Raw genomic sequence first — 11,437 nt, forward strand, 5'->3', positions numbered from 1 at the left:
CATTCTCTGCAATCAAAGCCTTGTCTAAAAGCCTTTAAATTCTCACTGAGTGAGCAATAATTTAATGGGATTGGTATGAGACACCTCTTAGTGGAATTGCTATGATTGTCGAATCATCGACAATCAACCCATTGATAACAAACACCTAAAGATAACCGAGTACATAATGAATATTGAATATGGTATTGGTGGCTCAACCGCCTCGGACGAATTAGCAAAATTACAGGACATGTGTGCCGATCTGCAAGGCATTAACCAACAAGAATATCAACAAAGAATTGCGCGGGCTCAGGCAATCATGCAAGCCCAAAATATTGCTGCGGTTTACCTGAACGCCGGTACCAACCTTGCGTATTTTACCGGTACTCATTGGTACCCTTCCGAACGCATGGTCGGTGCACTGCTACCCGCCGAGGGAGAGATCGTCTATATTGCACCGCATTTCGAGTTAGACACGTTAAAACAATATATGGCCATCGACGGTAAAGTCCACACCTGGCACGAACATATCAATCCGTATCAAGTCTTTTTAGACGCCCTGTCTTTCCTCAACATTGATCATGGCAGTATTGGTATCGATGAAGCCACGCCGTTTTTTATCGCCAACGGCATTGCTCAACTCACTGTTCAGTATACCTGGGTCGACGCAAAGGCGGTAACCGCAGGTTGCCGTATGCAAAAGTCGTTAAACGAAATCGCGATAATGCAACGCGCAAAAGATATCACCTTAATTGTCCAACAGGCCGCCGCTCGTATTTTGTATCCGGGTATTCCGGTTACCGAAGTCGAACAGTTTATCGACGCGGCACATCGACGTCTTGGCGCTAGCCAGGGCTCGTATTTCTGTATCGTTTTATTTGGCACAGATACCGCGTTTCCTCATGGGGTTGCCAAACCGAAAACACTCGATGTCAATGATATGGTACTAATTGATACGGGTTGTGAACTTTTTGGCTATCACTCAGACATTACTCGATCTTATGTGTTTGGAACGCCAAACGAACGCCAACGTCAGGTTTGGGAACACGAAAAACAAGCGCAGCTTATTGCTTTTGCCGCAGCAAAGCCAAACCAGCCTTGCGCCGATGTGGATAGCGCAGCAAGAAGTTATCTTGCCTCTGTTGGTTATGGTCCTGAATATCAATTACCTGGCTTGCCGCATCGAACCGGACATGGAATTGGTCTGGATATTCATGAATGGCCATATTTAGTCGGCAATGACACGACGCCATTAGCCGAAGGTATGTGTTTCTCCAATGAGCCGATGCTTTGTATTCCCGGAGAGTTTGGGATTCGCCTCGAAGATCATTTTTATATGACCAAAACCGGGCCAAAATGGTTTACAGAACCGTCACACAGTATTGATAACCCTTTCGGTTATGGCGTTGAATAAGCCAGCAAGAGAAAACGTTGAAAAGGATGTAAAGTTGTTTGTGGTGAGTTTGCCAAGAACCGCCACTACCAGCTTTTGCCTGGCAATGCTCGAACAAGGCTTTCGCGTTGCCCATACTGCGTATATATTGGAAGCGTTTCAAAACGCTCAGATAATCGCTGATACACCGGTGTTTAATGATTATATTGCTCTGGATAATCAATATCCACAGGCCAAATTTGTCTATCTGGAACGGGACGAGCAACAATGGTTAGCCTCAATTCGTCAGCTATTGTCACGTATGCAAACCAACTTGCAACGTCCTGATGGCGGCTTCAATCCAATATTAAAACGCTGTTACCATGAGGTATTCGGGCATTTCTCAGCGTCAGATCTTAATTGCGACCAATACCTTCTCGATTGTTTTACTCGTCACCAAAACCATCTCACTGAGTATTTTGCAAACCGCGATAATGACTTTATCCGATTGCAACCTGGCGATAATCTCTGGTGGCAAAAGGTCAGTGAGTTAATTAAACAACCACTGACAAACGCGCCTTTTCCCCATGTTAATATTGGCTCAAAAGTAACCAAATGGAATGAGTTAAAGCATCCCTTAAAAATCGACTCGACCCGCAATGGCCGCTGCGATGATCTGACACAATTACTGTACCGTTAAACCCCGTTACATTTTAATCTCGGGTAGCTATAGTCTCTGCTGCAATGTTTCGCTAGAATGAAAGCAATCTACTCGAAATTAATAATATTTATGACAGCATTTTTTGAATTCATCCCGCTTATTATCTTTTTTGTCGTTTACAAAATGGTCGACATTTACTGGGCTACTGGTGCGTTAATCGTCGCCGCAGCCATTCAGATGATCATCATGAAAATTCAAGGTAAAGAGATCCCACAAAAACAATGGTGGTTATTCGGATTAATTGCCGTATTCGGCGCGCTCACCTTAATCTTTCAAAATGATGCCTTTATCAAATGGAAAGTTACCATCGTCAATGTCTTCTTTGCGCTCGGTCTGTGGGTTAGTCATACATTTTTTAAGAAAAACCTGCTGCAATCTATGCTCGGGGAATCGATTCGTATGCCGGAGAAAATCTGGACGCGATACAACTATGCCTGGGTGATATTTTTTCTGGTTTGCGGTGTCCTTAATCTGTACGTCGCATTTAACTTTGAACAGGAAACCTGGGTAAACTTTAAAGTCTTTGGGTTGACAATTTTCACCTTTGTTTTTGCGTTAAGCTCCTTGCTGTTAATTTACAAGCATATTGAACCAGAGCCAGAAGCAGAATCGATTGAAGCTGCTACCGACAACGCTGTTAATAACAAAGACGAATCAGGACAATAACGTGCTTTATGCCATTATCAGCGAAGACAATGACAACAGTTTGGCGTTAAGACTGTCGGTTAGAGACCAGCATCTTGCAAGGTTACAACAATTAAAAGATCAGGGACGGTTAGTGTTAGCTGGCCCCTGCCCTGCCATTGACGATGAGAACCCAGGTGAGGCGGGCTTTACCGGTTCGCTATTGGTGCTAGAGTTCGATAACTTGCAGGATGCTAAAGCCTGGGCGGATGCAGATCCTTACATTAGCGCAGGCGTTTATAAATCGGTGATGGTGAAACCCTTTAAACAGGTTTTCTAAAGGTTAGCATGGCGCTTGCGCCATGCTTTTCAATCAATGGGACTTCTGACCATTGATATATTCCATAATCGAGACATAATCCATTACCCAGTAGCGATTTTTGTGTTTCGCCAGATACGCTAAAAACCTGTTGTGAGCAGTGGTACTAACGCTTAAGTGATCGCCACCAACACCATGGAAAATAATATTAATGACGCCTCCGTTGATCCCCTCGTGTTCAACGTAAGCTATCAATTGTTCAGCAGTTACATTGACCGGTGCCCACAATTGGTTAAATGATGGCCCTAGCTCTGTCTCGTAGCCTTTAATGGCAACAAACTCCCTTTCAATGGCCTGTAAAAAGGATTGCTGATTGACGACACGAATATCCCCACACGGCGGTGTAAAGGTTCGGTGTTGCTTACCATCAATGGCGAACAGGTAATCATTCGCCAGACGAATTTCACTCACCACATCCGTGATGGTTCGTTGCGACAAATCCAAATGGTCGGCAACCCAGTCCCTGCCATCTTCAGATTTTGAACAACCATGAAACAGGCTATGATTACCCAGCTCATGTCCCTGCTTAGCGGCCGCACGCCATTCTTCCAAACGTTGCCTCACCACAGGTGATGCCAAGGTTAAATAAAAACTGGCGCGAAGCCCATGACGATTTAACGCTGGCAATGCATTATCGAGATGAGAGTCTAATGCATCGTCATAACTTAGGCTCACCGCAACCAATTGCTTTTCAGGCCAGGTGATATGTTGTATTGATTTACCTTGTTCTGCGGTTATTGGTTTTTCATTTGTTGGTTTAGCCGTTGAAGAAACGGATATCGTCATCGTCAATAAGGCTATTGCGATGTTGTGTAAAAACCGAATAACCACTCTGTCAGAGGTTTGTTTTAACATACCCTACCTTTGCAACCGCACCATGTTGCTCAATCTCAATGGTTTTGTTTCACAACATCGTCTTGTTGAGCATCATTGTCCTTATCAACGTCTTCGTCTTGCTGTAGTTGTTCAACCTGTGTATCCAATCGAGCGGAGTCACTTAACAACACAGAAAACCATTGCCCTTCCGCAGAATTTTCCAGCGCGATCTTAATGATCATGGTTAAAGGTACGGACAATAGCATCCCCACGGTTCCTAACAACCAGCCCCAAAACACCAAACTCAGGAACACAACTAATGTCGATAATCCGAGGCCTTTTCCTAAATATTTGGGCTCAACAATGTTACCCATCACCGTATTGATCAGAATGTAACCCAGACCAATAAATCCAGCCATCGCGGGATTAAGTTGCACCAGCGCCAAAAGCACTGCCGGAACCGCCGCGATAATCGATCCAATATTAGGGATAAAATTAAACAAGAATGCGACAACGCCCCACAGTAGATAAAAATCAAGACCAAATGCCCACAACATGGTACTTACCAGAATACCTGTGCCAATACTGACAACGGTTTTGATCGCCAGATACTGATTAACAGAAGACAAAAATTTGTCTATCTGCGCCATTTTCATTTGTGGGTCCTGAAATGCCAGATGTAATTTCGTTGGTATGGTTGAGGCTTCAAGCAGCATAAAGACGACGGTTAGAATGATAAAGAACAAATTCGCCATAATGTTACCGAAGCTAGACAACATATTGGCCGCAAAGCCCATCGCCGCGCCCGGGTCGAGATACTGCATAAAAAACGACTTTGACACGCGAATATTATTATTAGCAAGCGTATCAATTAAACCGGAAAATTTTTCGGTGACCTGAGATTTGTATGTCGGCATTGACGAGGATAATTCATTCAGAGAATTACCAAGTAATCCGGTTATTAAAAAGCCAGCGCCGAAAAACAGGCCGATTACGACAAACACCGCCACAATTTTCGGAACGCGATATTCTACCGCCTTATTCACCAAAGGATTGCAGGCAATAGCAATAAATATGGATAATAAAAAAGGTACCAGGAGGTTTGACGCCACCTTGACCCCAGCCATAATAATAACCAGTAATGCCACCACAAAAATTGCTCTAACGACACCACTATCGGCTGTCTGTCCTTGATTTACTTGTCCCATATATATTCCAACATATTGTTTTCATTTACCTTAGCAAAAAATGATCGGGATAGTAAGGTAAGCCCTATAACAGAAATAAGGAAAATAAACGGATAGAAATTTTGACTCTGAATTACATGTCATCGCCGATGTTGCGCTACGTTTAACTAATACAGGAAACGAAACAGCCTATGATGAAACTTCTGATCACCGGTGGTACCGGACTCATTGGTAGCCATTTTATTCGACGCTATCAGGACAAATACGCCTTTACGCTTGTGTCTCGTCAACATACACCCATTCTGTCGAGCGATATCAATCAAGCGGCCATCACCTTCATTGACAGCTTGGCAGCACTGCCCCATTTAAATGACTTTGATGTGGTCATCAATCTAGCGGGTCAACCGATTGTTGATAAACGTTGGAATCGCATACAAAAGCAAAAAATTTGCCATAGCCGCTGGCATATTACCGAGCAACTCAGCCGACTCATCAATGACAGTGACACCCCGCCCAGGGTATTTTTATCCGGTTCGGCGATTGGTTTTTATGGCAGGCAGGGGGAAGAGGAGATTGACGAAAGCTTCACCGACATTTATCCAGAATTTAGTCACCAACTATGCAAAGTGTGGGAAGATAAAGCGCGATTATGTCACAACAAGACCCGATTGTGCTTGCTCAGAACCGGAATCGTGCTGGAGCGTAATCGCGGCGCGCTGGCAAAAATGATCCCGCCTTTTCGCATGGGGTTAGGCGGTCGCCTTTCCCATGGCAAACAAGTGATGTCATGGATCCATATCGACGATATGGTTGCCGCAATGCAATTTATGATCGAACATGACAGTATTCGTGGACCGGTAAATATGACGGCTCCTAACCCGGTCAGTAATCGCGAATTTAGCGAGGCACTGGCGAAAACGCTAGGCCGACCGAATCTTGCAACGATGCCATCATTCGTGGTGCGCGCGTTATTTGGAGAGATGGCTGACTTAATGCTGTATGGGCAACGGGTGTTACCTATTGCCTTATTAAAAGCTGGCTTTACCTTTGAGCACAGTCAACTAGACGATGCACTTGCACAGTTATTAAAACCCTGACCTCGTGAAAAAGGGCCTGTATCAAGGCCCTTATTTTTCGGTTGTCAAAGATGCTGTTTTAAACGGCAAATTAGTAGTGTCAAGTTACCTGGCCTCAAGTCATAGAGCATTTCTGACTTAATACTTAGAACTTAGAACTTAGAACTTAAAACTTAGAACTTTGAACTTTGAACGTAGACAGATTCGCATTCGCCGTTTCTTACTGACAACCCTTTATTTGTACTTTACAAGGTGCGCCGGATCAAGGTTAGGCTCGATAATTTTAGTAATCGATAGCAGGACGCCATGCCCAGCGCACCAACAATAACAGCTCCTAACACCGTACCCAGCAACCAATATTGCCAGTGCAACGTCGCGCTCATATCAAAAACCTGGGTTTGCAGGATAAACACGCCAATTTCCATCGACAGACTCCCTAGCAATCCCGCCAGCGCACCAAGAATGACAAACTCAAGCAACACACTATTGGTCAGTAGGCTCCCTTTAGCGCCAAGGGTTCTGAGAATAGCCAATTCCCTCTCTCGCTCTTCCATACTGGCCTGAACCTGCGCAATCAACACCAGAGCACCCGCGATCAATACCAGAATAAGAATAAACTCTACCGCCAGTGACACCTGTGAAATAACCGTGCGTAGCTGATTAATAATCGCATCAACATCAATAATACTGATGGTCGGGTAATCTTTCAAAAACGTCTGGAACTCAGATTTTTGCAACGCAGGTACGTAAATAGCGGCGATATAGGTTGCCGGAAAATCAGCAAGTACCGACTCCGAAAATATCATATAGAAATTCGGCTGCATCGACTGCCAGTTGACCGTGCGGATGCTAGTCACCGGCATAGAAACCGTTTCACTGCCCAGTTGAAATGTCAGTTCATCACCTACGTTAACTTGTAGTCGTTCTGCCAATTCCTGTTCCACGGAGACTTCAGGTTTGGGTTGTTCAGAATCGAACCATTGACCGGCAACGATTTCGTTTTCTTTTGGCAGGGTTTTGTGCCAGGTCAGGTTCAACTCCCGGCCGATCCCCCGGCGTCCCTGTTCACTCGCATTTTCGTCTTCTTTGGAAACACGGCGACGCACTTGCTCTTCGTTTATCGCCGATAAACGACCACGCACAATCGGATACAAATCACTGGCGGCTAACCCTTGTGCTTGTAAAAACGCCTCAACGGCCGGCACTTGCGTCTTACTTACGTTAACTAAAAACTGATTAGGTGTATTTTGCGGTAATTGAGCTTGCCATTCCCCAATCAAGTCATTGCGCACAACCAGCATCAATAATAAAAGTTGGATAGCAATGGTAAAACTGACCAATTGCACCTGATTGGCTTTGGCCCGACGTTTTAAATTGGCCATCGACAGGTGGAATGCCTGCCCTGCCTGACTGCCAACCGCACGTCCAGCGTTGATCAATACATGTCCAAGTAACAAAATAGTAGCAATGATGGCTCCTGCCCCCAGGATGAGAGCGCCGGTAAGCAATAGATTTTGACTAAATAGCCAGAGTAATAAAACTACCGCCAACAGCGGCGGTGTGCGTTCAAGCCAGGATAAGGCTCTTTCAAATCCGGCAAAGCCACGAATGACCGAAATGGCTGGCGTCGCAATCAACTGTCGTAGCGGGATAATCGCAAACGCCACCGCACAGACAACCCCCGTGAAAACGGCAACAAATACCGGATACGCTGAGATCTTTAACGTCACATCGGGCACCACGTCCGCCATAAACTGAATACCGATGTACTGGATACCATAGCCAATCACCAGACCGACCAGAATCGAAAAACTTGCCAATGCTCCCCAGTGCAATAGATACAATTTACGGATAAAAGCAGACGATGCACCGATTGCCTTGTATACCGCAACCATAGGCTGATGGCGTTGGCCATAACGTCGAGACGCAACAGAAACGGCGACGGCCGCTAAGATAATTCCTAACATACTGGCAAGGGATAAATAGCTTTCAGCGCGATTTAGCGCATTAGCCAGCGGACTTTGCTGATCTTTGATATCGCGAAAACGCTGTGTTTCTAAAATCTGTGGTTTAGCCCAATCGGAAAAATCACTAATAGCGTCACCGGCAAACAAATATTTGTAGGTCAACCGGCTGCCAGGCTGAACAATATCGGTGGCAGGAACATCGTCGACGTGGATCATGACTCTAGGACCAGAGGTAAACACGCTAAAAGAAGAGTCTGGCTCCTTATCAATCACCCCTGAAATGGTAAATTCGCTATTGCCAAGCTCGAAGCGGTCCCCTACCTGTAGATTCAGATTGTTCAGTAACGACGGACCAACGTATGCATTGCCCCTTGCTGGTGGTTGAGCGCTTGAGACCGTCATACCATCATCATTGCGTAGTTTTGCAACCATGAGATTGCCACGCAGTGGATAGCCATCACTCACCGCTTTCACCGACGCAAGGACCATATCTTCCTCGCCAAACACCATCGAAGAAAACTGTAACAATTGCGCGTGTTTTAACCCCATTTCCTGAGCTTTCAGGAGATACTTATCCGCTACTGGACGTGGCGATTGCAAAACCCGGTCTGCCGCAATAAAACTGTTACTTTGTTGAATCAAGGCTGATTTAATTTGTGCCGAAAAGCCAGACAGGCTGAACACGCTGGCGACGGCAATAATTAATGCAACCGCGATGATGGTCAACTCACCCCGTTTTAATTCGTGACGGAACAATCGCCAGGATTGTGTAGCCCATACCGACATCATTACACTACCTCGGCCATGGGATTAACCGATTCACTCAGCTCACCTGCGTGCATCACTAATTGACGCTGACATTGGGCCGCCAACTCATTATCGTGCGTTACAAGAACCAATGTTGTGCCCTGCTGTTGATTTAATTCAAACAGCAATTCGCTGACAGTAGCACCGGTTTTACTGTCCAGATTCCCGGTCGGTTCGTCTGCGAATAAGATGTCAGGTGAGCTAATAAACGCTCGGGCAATCGCCACTCGTTGCTGCTCTCCACCGGACAGTTGGGATGGAAAATGATCGGCGCGGTCTTGAAGCCCAACTTTTTCCAGCATCGCCAACGCGCGCTGCTGTGCGTCGCTATCGCCTGCCAATTCCGCTGGCAACATAACATTTTCCATTGCGGTTAAGCTGTTTATTAACAAGAAGGATTGAAAGATAAAACCAACGTGCTTTGCCCTGACAGCGGAACGTTGTTCTTCATCAAACTTGTGCAAAGGGGCCTGTTTGAGGTAGATTTCCCCTTGAGAGGGTGTATCCAACCCGGCAAGCAATGACAAAAGCGTGGTTTTACCGGAACCTGACGCGCCAATAATGGCGACGGTTTCTCCCGGACGAACCTGTAAATCGATCGGTTGTAGAATTTCCAGCGTTTTCTCGCCGGTTGTAACCTGTTTGGTCACCTGGCGACATTGTAAAATTAAATCAGGATCCTGAAGCATGATGAAAAAATTTTTCCCTTGGTTATTACTACTATGTTGTACGTTTGCCAACCCGGTTTTGGCTCAATACTCTATTCTACTACTAGGTGATAGCCTTAGTGCAAGTTATGGGATGCAAGAAAATGAAGGCTGGGTATCCATTTTAAATGAAAAGCTGGAGCAAGATGCGGCCAGTTATCGCATTGTAAACGCCAGTATTAGTGGCGAGACCACTGATGGTGGATTGGCCAGACTCCCGAAAATACTCGCCTCTAAGCAAGTGGATTACTTACTCATTGAACTGGGCGGTAACGACGGTCTTCGAGGTTTTCCACCCAAATTAATTAAAAATAATTTGTTACAAATGATCGAGTTGGCCAAGCAGAAAAACATAAAGGTCATCATTAGCGAGGTGAAAATTCCCCCAAACTATGGTCAACGATACAACAATATGTTTAACGCCGTATTTACCGATGTCGCTGAACAAACGGATAGTGCATTGATCCCATTCTTCATTGAAGAGGTGGCAATTAACCCTGATCTAATGCAAGCCGATGGCATACACCCTACCAAAGAAGCGCAACCGCTGCTGGCAACACGGATGCGTGAGTTACTCGATCCGGTCGTAACACCTTAACGCCCGTTATTTCGCGTTAATTTGCATTAGTTGCATAGCAACGTACTTCCAGCTTAACTCATCAAAGTTAATGCCAGCCATGGCGTAAAGCTTAGAACAATGGCGGCGATCTTAAAGTTCGCTAAATACTGGAAGTACATGGGGGGCAGCGCACTTTTTTCCAGGTTGAACATACCGGCGTGGATAGTCATGGCCCAATTCTGAGCAACCTTGAGTAATAGGGTTGCAACCAATAAAACCCCAAAGTTAATGACCGTGCACCAGCCAAAAAAGCTGGTCCAAAATTGCATATCATCCATATTATCTCTCCCACGCTCTAACTTATATAAGGCAAGTATACGTTAACAATCATAGCCCTGCAGCCATCTGGATTATGGCATTGAATGTCTGCTGATTTATTTTTGGGTGGTTAACATGAAGTTTTTGGACGTAGGGTATTTCAGTAAGGCAGTTTTAGCAATCAAACCGATAAGTTTTCAATGCGATGAATTCAAAACAAAAGGCGCATTGCTAGCATCGACAAACAACAATGAGTCTAAGTAGTAAATGATAGAAACAAAAAAGCCGACATTCGTCGGCTTTTTTGTACTTCGAAAAGTGGCGTCCCCTAGGGGATTCGAACCCCTGTTACCGCCGTGAAAGGGCGGTGTCCTAGGCCTCTAGACGAAGGGGACGCGAAATTTGTTTTGATTTATCAAAAACCGCGACAAGTCACCTGTTACCAGATGAGACCTTGGATATTGTCAATTAAGTGGCGTCCCCTAGGGGATTCGAACCCCTGTTACCGCCGTGAAAGGGCGGTGTCCTAGGCCTCTAGACGAAGGGGACGCAAAAATCTTTCTTCATAAACCAGTGATGGTAAATGATGAACTTGATGATTTTGCGAAATGAGTAAACCTCATCGGCACCAGAACAAGTCACCTAATTGTATGTAAATAAGTTGGCGTCCCCTAGGGGATTCGAACCCCTGTTACCGCCGTGAAAGGGCGGTGTCCTAGGCCTCTAGACGAAGGGGACGCAGAATTCCTGAAACGACTTAACCGCTTAGAAGAATTTGCGCATGGTAAGTAAACTTACCGGCACTAGAACTTACATAATCTGTCAGGTACAACTTATTTTAATGAAGTGGCGTCCCCTAGGGGATTCGAACCCCTGTTACCGCCGTGAAAGGGCGGTGTCCTAGGCCTCTAGACGAAGGGGACGC

Annotated in this window: 11 protein-coding genes and 4 tRNA genes; 6 read left to right on the forward strand and 9 right to left on the reverse strand. The window is 45.5% G+C overall.

Going from position 1 to position 11,437, the window contains the following annotated elements; genetic code table 11:
- Positions 1 to 172: 172 nt before the first annotated feature.
- The 4 genes from ACHUFQ_RS07925 (at position 173) to ACHUFQ_RS07940 (ending at position 3,036) form a co-directional block, all read left to right on the forward strand.
- Positions 173 to 1,393, forward strand: a complete 1,221-nt coding sequence (locus ACHUFQ_RS07925; protein WP_394174656.1) for a M24 family metallopeptidase — start codon at positions 173 to 175, stop codon at positions 1,391 to 1,393.
- Positions 1,386 to 2,051: a sulfotransferase gene (locus ACHUFQ_RS07930; RefSeq protein WP_394174555.1), complete on the forward strand. Its 666-nt coding sequence runs from the start codon at positions 1,386 to 1,388 to the stop codon at positions 2,049 to 2,051. The genes ACHUFQ_RS07925 and ACHUFQ_RS07930 overlap by 8 nt, the downstream gene beginning before the upstream one ends.
- 90 nt (positions 2,052 to 2,141) lie before the next feature.
- On the forward strand, positions 2,142 to 2,738 hold the full coding sequence (locus tag ACHUFQ_RS07935) for a septation protein A (RefSeq protein WP_394174556.1): 597 nt from the start codon (positions 2,142 to 2,144) through the stop codon (positions 2,736 to 2,738).
- A 1-nt stretch (position 2,739) separates the two neighbouring features.
- Positions 2,740 to 3,036, forward strand: coding sequence for a YciI family protein (locus ACHUFQ_RS07940; protein WP_394174558.1), 297 nt, complete (start codon positions 2,740 to 2,742; stop codon positions 3,034 to 3,036).
- A gap of 33 nt (positions 3,037 to 3,069) precedes the next feature.
- On the opposite strand, the gene ACHUFQ_RS07945 is transcribed toward ACHUFQ_RS07940, so the two are convergent.
- Positions 3,070 to 3,930, reverse strand: a complete 861-nt coding sequence (locus tag ACHUFQ_RS07945; protein WP_394174560.1) for a polysaccharide deacetylase family protein — start codon at positions 3,928 to 3,930, stop codon at positions 3,070 to 3,072.
- 35 nt (positions 3,931 to 3,965) lie between these two features.
- Positions 3,966 to 5,099, reverse strand: coding sequence for an AI-2E family transporter (locus ACHUFQ_RS07950; RefSeq protein ID WP_394174562.1), 1,134 nt, complete (start codon positions 5,097 to 5,099; stop codon positions 3,966 to 3,968).
- A gap of 170 nt (positions 5,100 to 5,269) precedes the next feature.
- Between ACHUFQ_RS07950 and ACHUFQ_RS07955 the strand changes: the two genes are divergently transcribed.
- Positions 5,270 to 6,175: a TIGR01777 family oxidoreductase gene (locus tag ACHUFQ_RS07955; RefSeq protein WP_394174564.1), complete on the forward strand. Its 906-nt coding sequence runs from the start codon at positions 5,270 to 5,272 to the stop codon at positions 6,173 to 6,175.
- A 224-nt stretch (positions 6,176 to 6,399) separates the two neighbouring features.
- Here ACHUFQ_RS07955 and ACHUFQ_RS07960 read toward each other — a convergent pair whose 3' ends face one another.
- Positions 6,400 to 8,910, reverse strand: coding sequence for an ABC transporter permease (locus tag ACHUFQ_RS07960; RefSeq protein WP_394174566.1), 2,511 nt, complete (start codon positions 8,908 to 8,910; stop codon positions 6,400 to 6,402).
- Positions 8,910 to 9,617 (reverse strand): ABC transporter ATP-binding protein, encoded by a 708-nt coding sequence (locus ACHUFQ_RS07965; RefSeq protein WP_394174568.1) that lies wholly within the window; start codon positions 9,615 to 9,617, stop codon positions 8,910 to 8,912. Before ACHUFQ_RS07965 ends, ACHUFQ_RS07960 begins: the two co-directional genes overlap by 1 nt.
- Here ACHUFQ_RS07965 and ACHUFQ_RS07970 point away from each other — a divergent pair.
- Complete coding sequence (locus ACHUFQ_RS07970; protein ID WP_394174569.1) at positions 9,616 to 10,233, forward strand: arylesterase; 618 nt, start codon at positions 9,616 to 9,618, stop codon at positions 10,231 to 10,233. The two genes, ACHUFQ_RS07965 and ACHUFQ_RS07970, sit on opposite strands and share 2 nt — an antisense overlap.
- Before the next feature lie 53 nt (positions 10,234 to 10,286).
- On the opposite strand, the gene ACHUFQ_RS07975 is transcribed toward ACHUFQ_RS07970, so the two are convergent.
- The 5 genes from ACHUFQ_RS07975 to ACHUFQ_RS07995 all read right to left on the reverse strand — a co-directional run bounded on the left by ACHUFQ_RS07975 (position 10,287) and on the right by ACHUFQ_RS07995 (position 11,435).
- Positions 10,287 to 10,532 (reverse strand): DUF6868 family protein, encoded by a 246-nt coding sequence (locus ACHUFQ_RS07975; RefSeq protein WP_394174571.1) that lies wholly within the window; start codon positions 10,530 to 10,532, stop codon positions 10,287 to 10,289.
- Positions 10,533 to 10,831: 299 nt separating this feature from the next.
- Positions 10,832 to 10,907, reverse strand: a tRNA-Glu gene (locus ACHUFQ_RS07980).
- A 78-nt stretch (positions 10,908 to 10,985) separates the two neighbouring features.
- A tRNA-Glu gene (locus ACHUFQ_RS07985) sits at positions 10,986 to 11,061 on the reverse strand.
- 113 nt (positions 11,062 to 11,174) lie between these two features.
- A tRNA-Glu gene (locus ACHUFQ_RS07990) sits at positions 11,175 to 11,250 on the reverse strand.
- 109 nt (positions 11,251 to 11,359) lie between these two features.
- Positions 11,360 to 11,435: transfer RNA gene (locus tag ACHUFQ_RS07995), tRNA-Glu, on the reverse strand.
- Between the last annotated feature and the right edge of the window lie 2 nt (positions 11,436 to 11,437).

Origin of the sequence: Thalassotalea litorea (assembly GCF_043642205.1) — a bacterium.
Lineage (GTDB): Bacteria > Pseudomonadota > Gammaproteobacteria > Enterobacterales > Alteromonadaceae > Thalassotalea_A > Thalassotalea_A litorea.